This is a genomic window from Pseudonocardia broussonetiae, assembly GCF_013155125.1.
In the GTDB taxonomy this organism is placed as follows: Bacteria; Actinomycetota; Actinomycetes; order Mycobacteriales; family Pseudonocardiaceae; genus Pseudonocardia; species Pseudonocardia broussonetiae.
Map to the genome: position 1 here is coordinate 4,227,537 of NZ_CP053564.1, position 19,891 is coordinate 4,247,427.

Here is a 19,891-nt window from a genome sequence, read left to right on the forward strand (position 1 = left end):
TCGCGCACCCGGAGGCTCCGCCGAGTGGCATCACGGCCTGGACGGGAGCGTCCGGGGCCGCCCGGGTGCTGGCTTGGGACGAGACCGGCGACGTCCGGAGCTGGACGTTGACCGGACCGGACTCGACCGTGCCCGCGGTGACCTGGCGTTCGGCCGCGCCCGACGCGCAGGCGGTCCCGTCGACGGTCCGCGCGGTGTCGATCTCGTATCGCTCGTCGCCGACAGCCCGCCCGCCGCGTCGGTGCGGAGCCCGTACAGCGAAGCGGACAGCCCGATGTCGGCCGCTCGACCTCTTGAGGGCGTACACGCCGAGGCGGGTGCCGCGCGGCAGACAGGCATCACCGCGTCCAGCACCGTGTCCGGGTCGCCCTCACCGTTGAAGAGCTTGAGACGCTGCAGAATCTCGTTCACCGCTTTGCGGCGGTTCGTCAACGACTCAGACAACTCAGCCACATCGTTCCTCTATGGGGACTGCTGACGATCTGCTTGACACTCGGGGTGAGAGTGTTCAGGCCGCGTCAGCGGCCGTGTAGTGAATGGTCTCGTACTCGATCGGGGTGAGTCTGCCGAGGCGGCGTTGACGGCGCCGACGGTGGTAGGTGCGCTCGATCCAGGTGATGATCGCCAGCCGCAACTCCTCCCGGCTGGACCAGCGTCGCCGGTCCAGGACGTTCTTCTGGAGCAATGCGAAGAATGACTCCATGGCCGCGTTGTCCCCGGCCGCACCGACCCGCCCCATCGACCCGATCAGCCTGTTGTCGCGCAGGGCATGGACGAAGGCGTGCGAGCGGAATTGACTGCCTCTGTCGGAGTGGACCACACATCCGGCCACGGTCGCGGCTCCGCCGCGGCGGGCGACGGCGCTGCTCAGGGCGGTGACCGCGAGCTGGGAGGTCATGTGGTCGTTCATCGAGTAGCCCACGATCCGCCCCGAGCAGCCGTCCTTGATCGCGCAGAGGTAGAGCTTGCCCTCGTCGGTGGGATGCTCGGAGATGTCGGTCAACCACAGCCGGTCAGGCCGGACTGCGGTGAACTCGCGACGCACGAGATCGTCGTGCACCGGCGGGCCCGGCCTGCGTCCCTTGCCACGTCTGCGGGCATGGACCGAGAACAGACCCGCCGCCGAGCACAGCCGCCAGACCCGGCGCTCGGACACGACGTGTCCGGCGGCGTCGAGCTCGTCGGCGATGAAGCGGTAGCCGAACTCGGGGTCGTCGCGGTGGATGTCGATCGCGGCGTTGGTCAGATAGGCGTTGGCCAGGTCGAGATCGCTGATCGGGTCGGTGAGCCAGGCGTAGTAGGCCTGGCGGGAGAACCCCAACACTCGACAGCTCACCGCGACCGGCACCCCTGTTCCGGCCAACCGGCGGACCAGGGGAAACATCATTTTGGGCCGGGCAGGACCGCCTGGGACAGATAGGCGGCGGCCTTGCGCAGGACTTCGTTCTCCTGTTCGAGCAGCCGGTTGCGCCGGCGCAATTCCCGCAGTTCCACGGACTCCGCGGCGGTCACGCCGGGCCGGTTGCCGTCCTCGACATCGGCGGTGCGCAGCCAGTTGCGCAGGCAGGACTCGCTGATCCCGAAGTCCTTCGCAATCTGCCCGACCGGGGCCTCGCCACGGCGGGCAACGGCCACGACGTCCTCGCGGAACTCCTTGGGATGGGGCCTAGGCACGTTCGACATCCTTCCAGCGAGGACAGCAGTCCTCACAGATCAGGTGTCAACCGAATCGTCAGCAGTCCCATGCGTGAATTAAAACGGGTCGGATTCTACTGCCTTAACAGTCACGGCGGTCCGACAACGCAGGATTCAACAGCACTCATTCCAGCGGCCCGACCGAGGTCGAGCACAATTGAACCTGCCGCCGTCTTGAGGGTCAGCCGCCCGGCGTCAAGTGAGATGACCTCACCACAATGGGCCGAGCCGCCGGCGAACAGCACCTGAACCCGGGGTGCGTCCTCCGGAGGGCCATACCAGGTTAGGCCGACCGCGGCACAGAGCAGCGTGGTGCAGGCGGCGAACAGCGCAACTCCGTAACGCAGCGATCGGCCGGCAGCGGATGCTTCCGCGAGCCGACCGGCTAGCGCGGGGTCCTCTGCCGCGCGGTCGATAACGTCGCCGACCCTCGCCTTCCGTGGGAGGCCGTGCGCCGCCCGGAGAAGCAACACAGCGGCCACAACCCGCAGCCCAACGCGAGCACCAGCAGAACGCCGACAATCCCAGCCGCCACTGGTTGCAATTGCGTTGCGTCGGAGCGCCCTTTGATCAAGCCGAACCCAACCAGCCCGGCAAGTAGCGCTCCGAGACCGTTACGCCAGGCCAGTGCGGCGGCTCGCACGCGGGTGAGCTCATCGGCCAGCAGCTCGCGGGTCGCACGCGCGGCGCGACGGTCGCGAGGAGCGGCCGGTGAGCCAGCGGATATCCGGAGCGTCATGACGGACGCTCGCGCACAACGATGTTCCAGAAGGCGCCGTACCCCTCCTCGTCCGCTGGACGGCCCGGATGCGGCGCGCTGCATGTGCACAGCAGCGGCACCTCATCCCGCGTGGATGACGGGCTCTCCGCTGGAGGTGTAACAGTGGTGATGCTCTGCCAGACCTCGGTCACCACGAGGAAATCCATCGCATCGCCACAGCGGGGGCATGTTCCCCGCAAGACGTGTCCCCGGCTGGTCGGGACGGCTGCGCACCCGCCGCTGAACGTCGCGGCGTAGTCAACTGAGGTCACCTCCCCGAAAGGCCGAGTTCCTGCGGCTCGCCGCAGCGCGCGGGAACATCTCGGCCGCGGCCCGGGACGCCGGTATCCATCGGCCGACGGCCTACGCGTGGGCACGTAAGGCGGGGATCTTCACCAGCGAGGCCCGGAAGGTGAACCCGCGTCGTGAGGAGTTCCTGCGGCTGCGGGCCGAGGGGCAGACCCGTCGTGAAGCCGCCAGGACGGTCGGCGCGGACAACCGTTCCGCGACCGACTGGGACAAGGGGATCACGATCATTCACCGCGGCCGGGTCTATCCCGATGGCCGGGTCGTGCGCTATCCCGAGCCGACAATCACCGGCGTGAAGCCCGCCCGCCCCGCCCGCCACATCGGTGGCACGGTCGACCTGAACCGTGTCGAGCACGTCATCCATCCTCGGTATCCGAGTCTGCTCGAGCGTGAACACCTCAAGGACCTGCAGGCGACCGATCTGTCGATCCGCAAGATTGCGGCTGCGATGCAGCGCTCGCCGTCGACGATCAGCCGTGAGTTGAAGCGCAACACCGTCTCGGCGGCCGGCTACCTGCCGCACACCGCTCATCGGTTGTCGGTGCAGCGTCGGATGCGGGAGCGCCAGCCGAAGCTGCGGGCGAACGAGGAGCTCCGCACCTACGTGCAGGCCAAACTGAACGCTTCGTAGCGCCTTGTGGGGCACCACCTCCTCGGTGCGCTTGCCTTGGGCAATCAGCCGCCAGAAGCCCGGGATGAAGGATCGAGGGCAGGAGAATGCCCTCAGGCGATCACCTCTCGAGTATCTCAACGAACCACTGGCCGAATGCGGTATCCCTCTTCTCGCGGGACGTCCGATCGCCCAACTGCATGCCGCGAACACCTTTCGGTCGCAGCGCCAGTACCTCAGTGATCGCGCGGGGACCGACGCCCTTTGCATCGTACGCCGCGGGATCGTCGACGAACGCCCTAGCTGCAGCGGCGAGTACCGAACGGACGTCGTGCAGACCGCTGGACAGACCAAGCCTCAGCCGCTCGGCTCCGCGGTCCGTGTTCGGCGAAGGCGACTTCACCACCTCCGGGAGAGCCCGCTTTCCGAGACCGTCGTACGGGCCGGCCAGCAGTGCGCTGACGACCGCAGCGGCCTCGTCGGCAGTGTCCCGGCCGTCCCACCGGGCGCGGCGGTCGACTGTCGCCCGGCAGAGCGCGGCGCGGACGACTGCGGGCGGGTAGCGCTCCTGGCCGGCCCCGCCCTCCGGGGCGGCGGCGAGCCCGTCGAGCATGACCGTCAGGTATGCCGGGCCGCAGGCCAGGCTAGCCACGACGTCGGCGAAGGCCTCACCCAGCCACACCTTCCACTGCGCCTTGCGCGACTCGGGGACGGCGGAGGCGACGAGGCGGGCGGTCAGTTCCGGCGTCAGGCCGCAGTCGTCCTCGATGTGGTGCCCCACCTCGTGGGCGACCAGCAACGCACCGGGCAGGTGGCTGCTCAGGTACCACGGTAGGCCGATGACGGGAAAGGGCAGCGAGCGGGCGACATCGGCGCCGGTCCGTGTCCGCACGTCTCGGGGCAGCAGGTCGCGATAGCTCTCGCCTCGCGGAGTCGCGAACGGCACCGCGCTGCGGTCGAGGAAGACCAGCGGTGGCTCGCGCAGCCTCACCCCGAACAGGCCTGCCGCCTCGATGGCCGGTCGGTAGGTCGTCCAGGCGAGCTCGTCGGCCGCGTCGAGGAATCGCCGGACCGGCGCTACCGAGCGCAGCGCGAGCTTCGCCCGGTAGAAGTCCCACACGTGGTGCAGGTCGAGGATCGCCTCGGCTGGATCGCCGGGCCGTGTCGTGTCGAGGCCGTCCATCCCGGCCCCGAGCAACCGGACGACGCTGCCGATCTGGGTGTTGTGCTTCTCGAGGTCCTCGCCCGGTGCGGTCGCAGCCTGCCAGTAGGCCCACTCCGCGCGCAGGCTGTCCCGGGCATGCCCCAGCTCCGCACGCCGGCGCTGCGCGTACCCGGCGTGGGTCATCGGCCGGGCAGGGTGAAGGCGGATGGTGCCGCGAAGACGGCGACGGCGCGGCCGGCGAGCTGGTCGGCGTCCGTAGCCCAGTCGCCACGGGCCAGCCGCCTGCGATCGTCGAACGTCTCGGGCGGTCGCATCGCGGTGGCGATCCGGGCGAGCGGCCAGCCGTTGGCCGTCCCGGCGGCGATCGCGTCGATGTATGGTGCGCCGCTCATCTGAAGCCCGGTGGCGATGATCGCGGGGACGCCGTAAGCGAACAGGGTGGCGGCGAACTGGTTGCGCAGCACCAATTGCCACGGCACGTCGAACGGCGAACCCGGGCTGGGCGGATCGAGCACCACGAGCGGTATCCGCCCGGGCATGCAGCCACGCAGCCAGCGCGCCACGTCCGCCGGCCGGATGTCGACGGGGCGGGCCTTGGAGCGCAGCCGCTCGGAGACGGCGGCCGAGGACATGTCGAAGTAGGGCCCGGCGCTGCGCATGTCGAGACGAGCGGTGATGTGCAACACGCTGGCCGTTTCGAGGATCGCCAGCCAGTCGGTGTCGGCATCATCGACGCGGTCGATGACCCGGGCCCGGAAGCCGTGCCGGGCATAGAGGTGGGTGACATCGAATCCGGAGTCGGCGTGGGAGGCGACCATCGACTCGACGAGAGCATTCGGCCGGACGACGACGACCATCGCAGGTCGTGACCGGGGCTCTCCGAGGACGTTCGCAAGAGTCTCGCGCACGCGCGGTGACAGTGGCGTGACGTCGGCATCGGGGGCGAGTTCCCTGAGGCCGCGGGCCGTCGCGGCCCCCAGAACGCCGTCGATCGGCAGAGCGACGCCGATCTCGTTCAACCCGCGCTGGATCCAGGCGACGTCGAGACGTTCGGCCGAGGCAGGGAGGCTCCGGAAGCTTGCCCGCCGCCACTGGTCGGAAAGCGGCGGTGCGACGATCTGCGGTGCCACAGCAAGCTCCCACGGCAAGCCCTGCAGGGCGACGTCGTCGGTCTCCAGCCGCAGCGCGTCGAGCCCGTTCCCCCTGGCGAGGTCCCGGTTCGCGCCGTCGAAGAGGACGTCCCCCAGGTCAGCCGCCAGCTGCGGCCACTCGTTGACCAGCATGTACTGCAGCATGACGAGATCCGACGGCGCCGCATCCGGTCGGCGGAGCACGACGCTGCGTTCACCCGCCCTGTCCGCGAGGACCCGGCCGGCCGCGGACCGGGGTCGTTCCGGACGCCGGATCCCGAGCCGCGCGTCCATGTCGTCGGCCAGGGCCAGGGTGGACGGATGCCCGGTCAACTCCGCCTCGGCCCGTAGAACATCGGCCGCGCACCGCGTGGGGCGGCCGACGGCGCGGCACGCGTCGCGGGCCGTCGCCAGCAGCTCCCGGGGACTTCCGACGGCGAAGAAGGTTGCCCTGGCGAGGGCCAGCAGGGTCTCGGCGCGCAGCAGTGGCGGTGCGAGGTCCGGGTCCAGGAGTGGGTCCAGTAGCTCGGCCGCGATCGTGCCGGGGAGGCGCACCCGTGCCCGCAACCACCGTCGCCGGGCGAGGAGCGCTTCCGGCCCCGCCGGGAGATCGGCCAGCGCATCGTCGAGCGCGCGGATCGCTCGCCGGTGGTTGCCCCCCAGACGATCCAGCTCGCTGAGCAGCTGGCGCTGGACGGCGGCATCAGAATCGCCGACGCCGAGGTCCGGGGCGTAGATCGGGTCGTACAGCGTGCGCAGAGCGGTGACGTCGCCCGCCGGGATCACGTCGTCCCCGCGGCGAAGCTCGTCCAGCACGACGAGACGGGCTGATGGCGGCTGGAGGCGCGCCACCGCGTCGAGCAGGCCGGGAAGTAGACGCCGGTGCCGTGACCAGGATCGGGCCAGGCGTGCAGCCACGGCCTGAGCCCTGGCTCGCGGTGCCAGCAGCGGGCCCACCTCGGTCCCTGCCGAATCCTCTTCGGTCGACCCGCCCTGGGCCGCGAGTAGCTCGACGGTGAGATCGCTCCACAATGGTTCCAGCTCGCTGAGCCGGCTCGCGGGTGGCCGGGCGACGCGTGCGGCGGCCGTCACGTCACCGACGGTGCGCACGAGAAACCGGTAGTACAGGAAGGCACATTCGGGGTGGCCCGCCGCGAAACCCAGCTCGCTCCAGAGCGACGACGCCGTCACGAAGCTCGCCTCGGCCTCCTCGACGTCCAGCAGTTCGGCGAGCACGACCCCGCGCAGCTGATGGGTCTCGGCCAGCTGCGTGGACCGGGCCGACGGGTCCGTGAGGTCGGCCGCGGCCGCGGCCGCGGCGGCGAGCTCGGCCAGGGCAGACCCCGAACGGCCCTGCTGCAGGTGTGCCCGCGCCCGCATCCGCGCAGCCGCCGCCAGGTCGGCCGGCCCAGCCCGATCCAGGTCGGCCAGCACGCCGATCGCGGCCGCGGGTCGGTAGCAGGCCAGCAGCAGCCGGGCGTGCATGAGTCGTGCCGCGGCCGATGTGGCCGGAGCGAGCCCGCACCACTGGGTCGCGAGGTCCAGGCGGCCGTTCGACTCCGACAGCCGCGCGAGGGAGAGCAGGATGGCGCTGCGCTGGTCAGCGCGCCCCTGTGCTCCGGCCTGGTCGAGTGCATCGCGATACGTGGCATCGGCGGCAGGTGAGCCGGCGGCGGCCTGGGCGTCACCCAGGGCTCGGAGCAGGTCGGGGCGCTCGGAGGCGGGAGCATGCGGCAGCGCGCCCTGCACGAGCTCGGCCGCCGCCGCGAGCTTCCCCTTCCTGATCAGCAGCGCCGCACCGACGACCACCGCCACCGCTGCGGCCACCGCCAACTCGGACGACACCGGGTCAGCAGTTCCTCGCAGCGCCGCCTCGCGGTGGGCGAGCGACTGGTCCGCCTCCGCCCAGAGCGGGTCGGAGGCTTCGGCCGACAGCTCGCGGGCGAGCTCGACCGCCGCGTAGCCCAGCCACCCGTGCGCCTCGGCGATCACCTCGGCCGGCACCACGGGCTGGTCGTCGATGTCGCGGTAGTCGTCGCTCAGCACGTCGCGCGCGACGGCCTGCATGCCGTCGAGGTCGCCGTCGTCGCGAAGCCGGCGGACAGCGGCGCGCCAGTGATCGGCAGCGTCGGGATCGGCCATCTGGAACCGGTGGTAGACCGCTTCGCGCAGATAGCCAGCCCGACCCGACGGCCCCATCCGGGCGAGCTCGTCGAAGCGCCGGCGAAACGCCTCGTGAAGCGCTAGGAACACGGGCCAGCCGGAGATCAGGCGGCGCATCGGGGCCCGCACGATCTGGTGGAAGACCACCGTCCGGACGTCGCCCGGCGGCTGCGACACCCACGATGCTCGCGCGGAGTAGGCCAGCAGGCGGTCCCACGTCGCGGCCAGCGTCGGCCCGTCCGGCGCCTCGGTGAACGGGAAGACGTCGGCGTTGCCGGCTCGATGGTGCGCATCGGCGCGTGGATCGTCCTGGTCGCTCGGCCCGACGACACCACGCTCCAGGAACGGCCCGAGCAGTGTGGTCACGTCGTCGAAGGTCAGCCGCCGGGGCACGACCCCGTAGCGCACCAGCCATTGCACCTGCGGGTCGCGGATGCGCCGGATGACGCGGTCGATGAGCAGCAGCAGGGCCGGCTCCCGGTACTGCTCGAGCACCGCCGACGTGATCTCGGGGTCGTCCTCGACGAGGTCGGCGAACAGCGCCACCAGCAAGGGATATCCGTCGGTCTTCCGGGCGACGACGGCGCGCAGCGCGGGGTCGGGGATGCCGCGGATGTCACGCAGGTAGATCGTGGCCTGATCGGGGGCGAATCCCGCCAGCTCGACCGGCTCCGCGGACCCGAACTCGGCCATCCTGCCCGGTACGCGCACGTGCAGGTCGTAGCGGCCGGCGAGCACAAGTCGAAGCGCGGGGCATTCCCGGACGAGATGCGCGAGCAGCCCCAGCAGTAGCCCCAGCGGGGCGGTGCCGGTGAGCAGGACCTCCTCCAGGGTGTCGACGACGAGCAGGACTGGACGGTCGCCTGCGGCGGCGTTGAAGCGCCGGACGAACACGTCGATGATCGCCCGCTCGACCTCGTCGACGTCGGTGAGTGCGACGCCCCGCGCGGCGCCGCGCGAGAGCGCGGAGGTCTGGCGGCCGGCCAGGCTCCGATAGGAGGCGAAGCGGTCGAGTTTCTCGAACACCCGGCGCGGCCACCGGCGATCGAGTTGTTCGGCCACCTCCAGCAGCATCAGCCACGGGTACCGCGCAACGTTGACCGGGTCGACCACGTCGAAGTCGATGCGGGCACACGGGATGCCGAGCGGTACGCAGTGCCGCGCCACCAGCCACTGAAGCTGCATGGTCTTCCCATGGCCGCTCGGGGCGAACAGCTGCCAGACTCGGGGGCCCGACGCCGACAGCAGGCGATCGGTCCGCTCGCGCAGCCCCGGTGGCTGGAGGAACTGTGCCGACCGGCCGTAGTCGGTCGACCAGTAGAGCCGGGCGCGCAGGTGACCGGTCCGGTCGAGCCTCAGCTCCGACACCTCCGGTCCGGCGAACGTGACCCGGTGGGGGTCGGCGAGCAGGTCGAGCAGGTCCTGGTAGCGGGCGAAGTCTCGCGCCTCGTCCGCCTCGCGGAACAGGCCATCGAACAGCGGGATCGCCTCGGCCGGGTCGGCGAGGAGCAGGTGCCGGGCCCGCGCCGTCGGGTTGCCACGTTCGGCGTGCCAGGAAGCGAGTTCCGCCTCCAGTTCGACCAGGTCGGGTGGTGCTCCATCGCCGGACCACCCGGTCTGCCATTCGAGCATCCAGCCTGCCGCGTCTGCACGGGGCACGCGCCATCCGCCATCGGCTCCGTCGATCGGCTCGACGAGGCCGCGTTCGGCCAGCTCGGCGAGCTCCGGTGCGTGCGTGCCGGCATGGCTCCCGAGTACCGCGGCGAACAGGTCGTAGCTGAAGGCGTCCGCGGCCGCGCAGGCCCGCAGCGCCCGCCTCCAGGACTCGGGCAGCAGGCCCCGGCGGATCTGGTCAAGGCTCTGGCCGGATGCCACCAGCCGGGCGAGCTCCTCGACGTTCGTCATGGTCCAACCGACTTCATCGCAAAGAGCTTGGCGGTTTCGTCGAGCCAGGTCACGGGCACACCGCCGGGGAATCTCTCCGCCCCCAGCTTGAAGATCATTTGGTTGCTCTCGAAGTCGAGTCCGCGCCGGCCACAGAAGTCCCGAGCGAGTCGTGCGAACTCGCCCGGTGCGAAGCCCCCGAGCGAGACCGACCCCCACAATCGCTCGTCCGATGGCGGCAACCGTCGGCCTGCCCAGGTGCTGGGGCCGACGAGAACGAGCCGGATGGGTGCGTGCCGGCCGTCCGCAACCGGCTTGACCAGCAGCGGGTAGACGAACTCGTCGAACTCGTCGTCCAGGATCTTGTCGGCATGGTCGAGCGCGATCACATGAGGCCGCCCGTCGGATGCGACGGACAGGTCGGTCAGGAACTCGGAGAAGATCTGCCTCCTTCGGTCGTCCGCGCGGCCGACATCGTCGTCGAACGGCAGCCACCTGTCCTGCACGGGTAACTCGGCCGGTGCAGGTTCGGAGCGTCGGCTTCCGACCGTGAGGTCGTTGAGGGCGGCGTTGAACCTGGAGTAGGCGTTCGCCGGTAATGGCTCGGGTTGTCGTGGGTCCAGGCTCGCGTCCCGGATCACCCTGATGACGTCCAGCCAGCCTTTCCGTTCCACTGTCCGTGGCCGGTCCCGCCCGGGTTCGTCGTACCTCAGCGGTGTCCCGAGATCGACGTAGGTCGCCCGGTACCCGCGCACGAAGTAGGTGAACAGACACCAGCGGGTCAACCAGGTCGAGCCGGTCGACGCCGATCCGGCAACCGTATGGCCCTCGATGACCAACAGCGACCGGGCGGGATCGTGCTGGGGCGGGGGGTCCAGCGCCCACCAGGCCTTCCGGCGCTCGCACGCCCGTCCGAGGAAGTACCGCAACCGGCGGTACTCGGTGCTGTCGGACAGCCGGGAGATGGACGAGGGGTCCGGCACGAACCGGATGCGCAACACGTCCGTGGGGTCGGTGCGCGTTGCGAGCACCGGCAGGGCCCACTCTCCGTTGTCGCCGCCCGCGGCCCTCCTCAGCCGTCGGCGCGCCTCGGCAACGATGTGATCCAGCGGTGCCATGTCGGCGAGACCCTCGTACAGGGCGGCCGAGAACAGGGTGGCGGCCTTCGACTCCACGTCGGCCTGCATCGACACCACGGCGCGCGCGTCCGTGTCGAGGAACGCCTCGGCGATGCCGCCGATCTGGTCGAGCGCTGCGGTCGCCGTGCGGCACGCGTTGATGACGACCAGCCGGGGGACCCAGTTCGTGAACAGGAACTCGATGTCGCTGCCGGCGAGCTCCCACGGCGTCGCCCGATGCGGATCCTCTGCGACACCATCGGGAACCCAGTTGAAGGCCAGCTCGGCGGCGCTGCCCGGCGCCCGGGGCATTCCGTGCCCGATGAAGTGCAGGACGTGCGGACGCAATCGGTGCACGGCCTCGGCGAGCATCGGGGCGCCCGCTGGGCCGTCGAGGGTCTCGACGTGCATCCGGCCGAGTTGACCGGCCAGCGCTCCTGCCACGCGGGTGAGCTCGTCGTCGCCCATGAGACCGAGGTCCAGCGGGTTGCACATCACGATCAGCACCCGCAGCGGCCCGTCGTCATCACCGCAGGGCAGCACGGGGTCGGCGCCCCGCCACAGCACCACGTTCTGACGCAGCGCGAGCCACGTGCTGCCGCTGCGGAGAAGCTCCCACGGGAGCGCCCTCAGGCGCTGCGGGCCGACGTCAAGGCGCAGCCGAAGCCGCCTTCCGGCGATGTGGGACGCCGCCACCTCCTGCCACAGGTCCGCGACGGCGCCGCGGACGACCCCGTCGAACAGGCGGCTCCCGGCGCTCTCCCGCTCGTCGCCCCGCGACGTCCGGGAGAGCACCGCGACGAATTCGTCGCTCGATGTGCTGCCGTCGGCGAGGCCGGTCAGATCCGGCCCCAGCGGGGCCGACGCCGAGCGGTCGGCCGACCCGCACGTTCCGCGAACGGTGAGCGAGACGGTGCAGCCCGCCGGATCTCCGGCCACCGCGAGCACCGCGTCGACCGGGTGACCAACCGCATCACCGCTGGTCATGCGCCCTTCCGCGGGGTGGGCTCGTCATTGAAGGGCAGCTGCGCGTCGGCCTGCACCTGCTCCAGGACGCTACCCGGGTCGTCGTGCGCCTCTTCCACGACGATTGCCGGGACGGGTACCGGAGACGCACCGCGGCCGGGCTGCTTCGCGCCGTAGCGGACCTCGATCCGGTTCATCCAGTTTCGGCTGAGGCGGACGACCCGGTGGAAGGGGGTGACCGCGGAGCCGGTCCATTGGAGTCCGACGGACTTCGACGTCGCGACCGTCACCCCGCCCGCGAGGTCCGCGAGCGCGAGCGGGCCGGCGCCGACCGAGGCGGCAGCGCGCAGCTCGGCCGAGGCCCCGCCCTTGCTCGCGGCCAGTACGGTCGCGGAGGCAGCGGACACGACGTCGGTCACGGCGGCCAGCCGGTCGTCCCACGAGCCCGCCCAGTAGCGCCGCACGATGTCGGCAGCGACCGACCGCGTGTCGGCCATCCCCGTCTGTGTGACCTCGCTGAACACCACGAACACCGACGAGGCGCGGTCGAAGGAGATCATTGCGCCGGCGTCTGCCTGGGCGAGTCCGGCGAAACCGGCCGGGCTCTGGCCGGCCACCTTGAAGCGCACCGTGACCGAACCGTCCGAGTCGTAGATGAAGGTGCCCGGCGGGGTCTGCGGTCCACACTCGAACCCGACTCCCCGCCCGGTGAGGTCACCTGCGGTCCGCACGGTGCCGGCCGCGTCGTCCACGTCGAGCACGTCGCCCACCCGCACCTCTCGAGACAGCGGCCAGACGAGCCACCAGCCCTTCCACGGGTCCCGCATCGCCGTGACGTAGCTGTCGTACGATCCGACCATCCCCCACCCCTCGTCCACCGCGACGTGGGGCGATCGACGCCCGAGACATCACCGGCGGACGAACGATGATTCCGTCCCCGCTCCCGGCACGCCATCGGCCGAATGGAGGTCCGTCCGTGGGGGCATCGCGGCATAGACTCAGCGGATGCTGGGCGTGCCTCTCGTATCCATCGAGAGTACCGGTCGTACCCGGTGAATCTCACCGAGCGCATAGCGGCCGGCGATACGAGCCTCTATGACCACGTCGAGAGCCAGACGTCCGAGGGTGACCGGGTCTCCTTCCTCGCCCTGCACGACACCGTGGCCCGGGAACTCGGCCAGTTCTCCTACCTGGAGATCGGCTCGCACCTCGGCGGAACGCTGCAGGTGTTCGTCGCCGATCCACGGTGCTCGGCGATTGTGTCGGTCGACCCGCGGCCGCCGAGCCAGCCCGACGACCGCGGACCCGTGTTCCACTACGACGGCAACAGCACCGAGCGGATGCTGGGGTTGCTCGGCGCCGTGCCCGGTGCGGAACTCGGCAAGCTGCAGACGATCGAGCGGAGTTCAGAGGACATCGGCCCGTGGGAGGTCGGGCGGCCCGACCTGGCGTTCATCGACGGTGAACACACCCACAGTGCCGCCCTGCGTGACGCCCGGTTCTGCCGGGAGGTGATGGGTACTGCCGGCGTGATCGCGTTCCACGACAGCGGGATCATCGGCCCGGCGATTCACGAGTTCGTCGCGGAGACCAGGCCCGCTGCGGCCTTTCCGGTCCGGGACGGCCTGTACCTCGTCGAGCTGGGGACCGTCGCGCACATCCTGGCCTGTCCGCCGGTTGCCGACCGGGCGTATCCCACGGCTCCGGAATGACCGGTGCGAGCATGGACGTCGTCGCGTACATGATCAGCTGCTCGGAACGCGCCGACGTGCGAGCCGGGACGCTCGCCCGACTCGCCGCGACGGACTGGGCCGCCGACGCCGTCGTCGTGCTGGACGGGTCTGCGCTTCCGCGCCCGCAGGACCGCCAGGTCGAGACCGCCGAGCGCCTGCTCCGACGGGCGCTGTCCGACGGTGCACCCTACGTGCTGTTCCTCGAGGACGACCTCGAGTTCAACCGCTACCTGCGGCACAACCTCGAGTCGTGGTGGCCGCTGCGCACGGCGAGTCCGGATACCCACTTCATGGCGTCGCTCTACAACCCGGACATCGGCGCGGTCGAGGAGCACCTCGAGCTGTCCTACGCCGTCGCCGATCCGGACCTCGTCTACGGCAGCCAGGCGTTCCTGCTCTCCCGGGCCACCGTCGCCCGCGTGATCGACGGGTGGTACGACGTCATCGGCGGCCAGGACATCAAGATCTCCCGCCTCGCCGCGACCGCGGGACCGATCCACTACCACCGACCTTCGCTCGTCCAGCACGTCCCCGTGCCCAGTACCTGGGGTGGGGTGGGGCATACCGCCATCGACTACTCGCCGACCTGGCTGGCGTCCTGATCGCCGGTGCCGCGCCGCCCCCGCTGGTTGGCCGATTGACCCTCCTCGCCGACCGGTCGACAATGGTGACGTAGGACACACACTCCAGCCGGGGGTCGAGAGGGGGGATCGTGGCGCACCGAGTTCATGATGACTCCACGTGAGCGATGAGCGGCCGCTCGTCACCTGCCTGCTCCCCGGCCACGGTGACCGACGTCTCGTCGCTCAGGCCATCTACTACTTCCTGCGGCAGGACCACCCGACCAGCGAGCTGATCGTGCTTGTCACGCCCGGATCCGCGGATGGTGTCGAGCCGCGCGGCGGGAACGTCCGGGTGGTGGTCGTCGACCCCGCTGAGCTGGACGACGCCGGGACGGTGTGGGCCCGCGGGCGTGCGGAAGCCCGCGGTGAGCTGCTGGCGTGGTGGAGTCCGACCGACTGGATCGGACCCGACCGGATCTCCGCCCAGGTCCGCGACCTCGGGGACGCCGGCGCCGTCGCGGCTCGATCGGTGCTCACCTACCGGCTCCGCCACGGCGACGCCGTGCAGGGAGAGGGGACGGTGCCCGCCTCGGCGATGGTGCGCCGCGATGCGTCGCTCGAGCATCTGGTCGTGGTCGAGGATCCGGGCTGGTACCTGTGCATGGAGACGCGGCGCAGCCCGGCCGGGCGGTCCGCACGCCCGCTCCACAACGCCGTGGAGCGCATCGGTGACGACGGCCCGTTCTACGCGGCGCTGCGTGCCGGCTCCGGCCCCGGCACCGCCCGTCCGCAGGCGCGTCGTCGCCGGGCAGGGCTGACCCTCGCCGTGCCGCTGATGGTGTTCGACGGGCTCGGGAGCATGGGGGAGTACCTCGCGCTCGCGCTCGCCGAGGCGGGCATCGCGGTCAACCTCGTGCCGTGGCGGCTGCACCGCGAGGGGCTGCGTCCCGACTTGCTCGCCCTGCTGGAACGCTCCCGGCCCGACCCGGCCGACCCCGTGCTCGTGCTGAGCTGGATCGGCCACGCGCTCGAGGGCTGGGGTCGCGCGCCCGTCACGTTCGTCAACGCGATGTGGGAGAGCACGGTGGTGCCCGCGGCGTTCGTCGAGCGACTCAACACCGCGACCGCCGTGATCTGCCCGTCGGGCTGGGTGGCCGACACGTTCCGCGACAGCGGCGTCCGCGTCCCGATCGCCGTCGTGCCCCAGGGGGTGGACCCGCAGCGCTACCCCTTCTCCGGGCCGCGCCGCGGGCGCGGGTTGACGACCCTGATCGTGGCGGCGTGGGCAGCGCGCAAGAACCTCCGCGAGTCGGTCGACGCGTGGCAGCTCGCGTTCGACGGTGACCCGGACGCCCGCTTGATGATCAAAACTCGGTTCGGCGGCGGCAACCGGGCCCAGCTGCCCGACGACGAGCGGATCACCGTGGTCGACGACAACGAGGCGTCGCCCGGTATCGCGCACCGCTACCGGCAGGCCGACGTGCTGCTGGCGCTCGGCGGTGAGGGGTTCGGCCTGCCGCTGCTGGAGGGGATGGCGTGCGGGCTGCCGGTCGTCGCGCTCGACGCTCAGGGCCAGGCCGACACGTGCACGCTCGCGGGTGACGCCGTGCTGCGGGTGCCCGCGGCCGACTGGGTGCCCTACGACGACGGGCAGTACCGCAGCGGGCTTCGCGCCGTGCCGGACGTGCCCTCCGTGGCGGCGGCGCTGCGCTGGGTCGCCGACCATCGCGACGAGGCCGCCGCGATGGGACAGCGTGCGTCGGAGTGGGTGCGTCGCGAGCGCGACGTCTGGTCGATGGGCCCCGCGATGGTGCGCGTGCTCGCCGAGCACCTGGGTGGCACCGACGGCCTGAGCCTCGCCGAGGCGATCGTCCATCCCGAGTCCGACGGGCGGGCCCGTGCCTACGCGCTGGCGCTGCGGCGGGCGGTGCCGCGTGCGGCGATCCGCTCCGGGCTCGGCGACGCCAGCGGTTTCCGGCTCGTCGACGTCCAGTACGACGCCGACGGCTTCGACGACGCCGCGCTCGACCGGTTCGTCCGCGGCGCCCGGCTGCGCGGAACAGCCGTGCTGGTCACCGCCCACCGGCTCCCGCCGCAGCCGACGGCCTGGGAGTGTGCGGTCGACCTGCTGGCCGGCGCCGACGACGAGGTGGTGGCCGCGTTGCGCCACCGCTGGCCCGCCCGGCGGGTCGAGCGGCTGACGGGGGAGCCCGCCACCGCGCACACCGAACTGTGGGACTCGATCGCGACGGCCTGAGCTAGCGAGGAGAACGATGCCGGGTAACTACCGCGCCCCTGGCGTGTACGTGGAAGAGCTGCCCAGCGGCGTTCGTCCGGTCGTCGGGGTGAGCACGTCGACCGCTGCGTTCGTCGACGTCTTCGCGCGCGGTGACGCGAACCGCGCGATCCGGATCGCTGGACCGGGGGACTTCGAGCGGGAGTTCGGCGGGACGTTCCGGTTCAGCGAGGCCAGCTACGCGATCAACCAGTTCTTCCTCAACGGCGGCAGCACGGCGTTCGTGGTCCGGGTGCTGCCCGACGGCGCGCAGTCCGCGTCAGTGGACCTGCCGCTGGAGGGCACCGGCGGCACATCGGGCTCGACGTCGGGCGGGGGTGCTTCGGGCGGTGGCGCGTCCGGTGGTGCTTCAGGCGGCACCTCCGGCGCCTCGGGGGGCGGCGCCTCGGGCGGCGCGCCCGGGCTCACCGCTCACGCCCGCAACGAGGGCGAATGGGCGAACGGTCTGATGGTCGGGGTGCAGCACCCGGCCGCCTCGAACCCGCCCGCGTTCGACCTGGTGGTCGGCCGGAAGGTGACGGTCGGGGGCAGGGAACGGGTCGCGGTGCTGGAGGTGTTCCGCGGGCTCACCGTCGACCAGGACCACAGCCGCTACGTCCGCACCGTCATCGAGCGGGGCTCGTCGCTGATCCGGATCGACGAGGGGATCGGCGGCCGACCCGGCCCGACCGTCGGCACAGGGAGTGACGTGGCGCGCTCCCGGGACGCGCACGACTTCCGCGAGCTCACCAACGGCAGAGATGGCGACGTCCCGTCCAGCGTGGAGGACGCCGCGCTGGCGACGCGGCTCGTCGGCAACCCGGCTCTCGGCACGGGCATGTGGGCGCTGGACAGCATCGCGCCGGAGATCTTCAACATCCTCTGCGTCCCCGCGATGGCGGTGTTGACCGATGCCGGCCGCACCACGGTTCTCGCCGCGGCCCAGGACTTCTGCCAGGACCGCCGCGCGATGCTGCTCATCGACCCGCCGCGGACGCACGACGACGCGACCACCACCAGCGCGCTGAGCGGCCTCATGAACGACTACGCGGAGAACCTCGACCCGCACCCCAACACGGCCGCCTACTTCCCACGGCTCACGATCCCCGACCCGCTGGGCGGCGAGCGCCGGGTTGGCCCGAGCGGCACGGTGGCGGGGATCTGGGCGCGCTTCGACGGCCGGCACGGCGTGTGGCGGGCGCCGGCGGGCACCGAGGCGACGCTCCTCGGCGCAAACACCGTGCTGACCATGAACGAGTCGGTCAGCGAGCAGTTCAACCCGGTGGGCGTCAACGTGCTGCGGACTTTCCCAATCTTCAACGACGTCGTCTGGGGCGCGCGGACGCGGGTCGGCGCCGACCTGCTCGCCGACCAGTGGAAGTACGTGCCGGTGCGGCGCACCGCCCTGTTCATCGAGGAGAGCCTGCGCCAGGGCCTGCAATGGGTGGTGTTCCAGCCCAACGACCACGCGCTGTGGGCCCAGATCCGGCTCAACGTCGGGAGCTTCATGCAGCGCCTCTTCCGGCTCGGCGCCTTCGCGGGCATCAGCGCGCGGGAGGCCTACCTGGTCAAGTGCGACGCCGATACGACCACCGCGGACGACGTCAGCATCGGGGTGGTCAACATCGTCGTGGGTTTCCAGCCGTTGATCCCCGCGGAGTTCGTCGTGATCAAGATCCAGCAGCTGACCCGCCCACCGGAGGCATGACGTGGAGTTCGATGCCGCGAGCGGCCGTTACGACCCGTACAAGAACTTCAAGTTCCGGGTCAAATGGGACAACCGGTACGTCGCCGGGGTGAGCAAGGTGAGCGCGCTGAAACGCACCACCGAGGTGGTGAAGCACCGTAGCGGCGGCGACGCGAGCACGAGCCACAAGTCGGCAGGACGCACCGAGTTCGAACCGATCACGCTGGAGCGCGGGGTCACCCACGACCCGGAGTTCGACCAGTGGGCCAACCGGGTCTGGAACTACGGCGGCGGGTTCGGCCTGGAGGTGTCGCTCGCCGACTACAAGCGCGACATCATCATCGAGCTCTACAACGAGGCGGGTCAGCTCGCCGTCGCCTACAACGTCTACAACTGCTGGGTCGCGGAGTACCAGGCGCTCTCGGACCTCGACGCCAACGCCAACGCCGTCGCCATCCAGCACCTCAAGCTGGAGAACGAGGGCTGGCTGCGCGACGTAGGGGTCGCGCAACCGCAGTCGCCGTCGTTCACGGTGCCGAACGGCTGACCGGATGGGGGAGACCGCCCGGCCGCTGGCCGGGCTCGACGGCGATGCGCTCCTGCGCGCGTGGGAACGTGCGGGGGCGATCGACCCTGCGCTGCGCGGGGCGGCCGTGCTGTCGGTCGCGCTCCCCGACCTGCCGGTGGCGGCCGAACGGCTGCCGGTCGGGTGCCGCGACACGCTGCTGCTGGCGCTGCGGGTGGGGACGTTCGGGGCGCCTCTCACCGCCGTCGCCGACTGTCCGGCGTGCGGCGAGGCCGCCGAGGTCGAGGCGGATGGGGCCGCGCTGCTCGCCGCCCTCCCTGCGCCGGACCCGGTGGGGGAGCCGCCGGACCCGGTCGAGGTGGACGGCTGGCGGGTCGCGTTCCGGCTCGCGGACACGCTCGACCTCGCGGCCGCGGCCCGGTGCGCCGATGCCGAGGAGGCCGCCGCGCTGCTCGTCCAACGTTGCCTGGGCGTGGTGACCAGGAACGACGTGCCGAGCGCCCAGGAGCCTCCTCCGGACGTCCTGGCGGCGGTGTCCGCGCGCATGGAGCAGGCCGACCCGGCCGCGGACCTGCGGCTGCGCACCACCTGCCCGGCGTGCGGTGCATGCTGGTCGGCGGGGCTCGACGTCGCCGAGTTCCTGTGGGTGGAGCTGGCCGCGGCCGCGGTGGGCCTGCTGCTGGAGGTCGACGCACTCGCCGCCCGCTACGGCTGGGCCGAGCGCGAGATCGTGGCGATGTCGCCGCTGCGGCGGCGCACGTACCTGGACCTGTCATGATCGGCTTCCTGGCCCGCCTCGCAGCGCGTGCGGTCGCCCCCGAGGGGGGTCGCGCTCGGCCTTCGTCGGACGCCTGGCTGCACCGCAGGCCGCCCAGTAGCGACGAACCTGCTGAGCACCCGGGCGCCGCCGCGCCGACGGTGCAGGCCGTGCCCGGGCGTGGAGACGGGGTCGCACCGTCCGTTCCGACGTGGCAGGCGCCGCCCCGGCCGGGGCCGACGATGCCGCAGCCGCCCCTTCCGTGGGCGCCGACATCGGGGGTTGAGCGACCCGGACCCGAGCCCCGGGGTGGGACGACCCGCCCGGACCGGCCACCGTCCGAGCCCCGTCCGGTTGCGGCATCCGAGCCGTCGGTGCCCATCGAGCGGCAGGCAGCCCCGCCGGTGCCGGCCGTCGTCGCGGTCCCGGTGCGGGTGCCGGCGGGCCGCCAGTATCGGTCGGAGGCCTCCGCTGCCCGTCCGGCGCCTGCGCCCGCACGTCAGGTGGCCCGTCCCGTCGCCCCGCCCGTTCCGCCACGGGCGCGGCGCTC

At 71.5% G+C, this 19,891-nt stretch carries 12 protein-coding genes; 7 read left to right on the plus strand and 5 right to left on the minus strand.

The window, feature by feature from the left end:
• Nucleotides 1–508: 508 nt before the first annotated feature.
• A protein-coding gene (locus HOP40_RS20835; RefSeq protein ID WP_172168739.1) for an IS3 family transposase occupies nucleotides 509–1,674 on the minus strand; the annotation gives its coding sequence in 2 pieces (ribosomal slippage) (nucleotides 509–1,398 and nucleotides 1,398–1,674; 1,167 coding nt in all).
• 1,193 nt (nucleotides 1,675–2,867) lie between these two features.
• On the opposite strand from HOP40_RS20835, the gene HOP40_RS20840 reads away from it, so the two are divergent.
• Nucleotides 2,868–3,395, plus strand: coding sequence for a helix-turn-helix domain-containing protein (locus HOP40_RS20840; RefSeq protein ID WP_205346851.1), 528 nt, complete (start codon nucleotides 2,868–2,870; stop codon nucleotides 3,393–3,395).
• A gap of 100 nt (nucleotides 3,396–3,495) precedes the next feature.
• On the opposite strand, the gene HOP40_RS20845 is transcribed toward HOP40_RS20840, so the two are convergent.
• The 4 genes from HOP40_RS20845 to HOP40_RS20860 are packed head-to-tail and all read right to left on the minus strand — an operon-like array spanning nucleotide 3,496 to nucleotide 12,570.
• A complete protein-coding gene (locus HOP40_RS20845) occupies nucleotides 3,496–4,722 on the minus strand; it encodes a hypothetical protein (protein ID WP_172161109.1) in 1,227 nt (408 codons plus the stop codon).
• Nucleotides 4,719–9,737, minus strand: coding sequence for a hypothetical protein (locus HOP40_RS20850; protein WP_172161111.1), 5,019 nt, complete (start codon nucleotides 9,735–9,737; stop codon nucleotides 4,719–4,721). The genes HOP40_RS20845 and HOP40_RS20850 overlap by 4 nt, the downstream gene beginning before the upstream one ends.
• The gene (locus HOP40_RS20855; RefSeq protein WP_172161113.1) at nucleotides 9,734–11,821 is read right to left on the minus strand and encodes a CHAT domain-containing protein; all 2,088 of its coding nucleotides are present in this window, start codon (nucleotides 11,819–11,821) and stop codon (nucleotides 9,734–9,736) included. The genes HOP40_RS20850 and HOP40_RS20855 overlap by 4 nt, the downstream gene beginning before the upstream one ends.
• On the minus strand, nucleotides 11,818–12,570 hold the full coding sequence (locus HOP40_RS20860) for a hypothetical protein (RefSeq protein WP_172161115.1): 753 nt from the start codon (nucleotides 12,568–12,570) through the stop codon (nucleotides 11,818–11,820). Before HOP40_RS20860 ends, HOP40_RS20855 begins: the two co-directional genes overlap by 4 nt.
• A gap of 282 nt (nucleotides 12,571–12,852) precedes the next feature.
• Between HOP40_RS20860 and HOP40_RS20865 the strand changes: the two genes are divergently transcribed.
• From HOP40_RS20865 to HOP40_RS20890, 6 genes are all read left to right on the plus strand, one after another.
• Entirely contained in the window at nucleotides 12,853–13,512 is a 660-nt protein-coding gene (locus tag HOP40_RS20865) for a class I SAM-dependent methyltransferase (RefSeq protein ID WP_172161117.1), read from the plus strand.
• Between the two features lie 11 nt (nucleotides 13,513–13,523).
• The gene (locus tag HOP40_RS20870; RefSeq protein WP_172161119.1) at nucleotides 13,524–14,135 is read left to right on the plus strand and encodes a hypothetical protein; all 612 of its coding nucleotides are present in this window, start codon (nucleotides 13,524–13,526) and stop codon (nucleotides 14,133–14,135) included.
• Nucleotides 14,136–14,274: 139 nt separating this feature from the next.
• The gene (locus tag HOP40_RS20875; protein ID WP_172161121.1) at nucleotides 14,275–16,353 is read left to right on the plus strand and encodes a glycosyltransferase family 4 protein; all 2,079 of its coding nucleotides are present in this window, start codon (nucleotides 14,275–14,277) and stop codon (nucleotides 16,351–16,353) included.
• Nucleotides 16,354–16,441: 88 nt separating this feature from the next.
• Nucleotides 16,442–18,079 carry a phage tail sheath family protein gene (locus HOP40_RS20880; RefSeq protein ID WP_205346852.1) on the plus strand — a complete coding sequence of 546 codons (1,638 nt, stop codon included), beginning with the start codon at nucleotides 16,442–16,444 and terminating at the stop codon, nucleotides 18,077–18,079.
• A gap of 1 nt (nucleotide 18,080) precedes the next feature.
• Nucleotides 18,081–18,605: a phage tail protein gene (locus tag HOP40_RS20885; RefSeq protein WP_172161125.1), complete on the plus strand. Its 525-nt coding sequence runs from the start codon at nucleotides 18,081–18,083 to the stop codon at nucleotides 18,603–18,605.
• 4 nt (nucleotides 18,606–18,609) lie between these two features.
• Entirely contained in the window at nucleotides 18,610–19,362 is a 753-nt protein-coding gene (locus tag HOP40_RS20890; protein WP_172161127.1) for a hypothetical protein, read from the plus strand.
• Nucleotides 19,363–19,891: the final 529 nt, after the last annotated feature.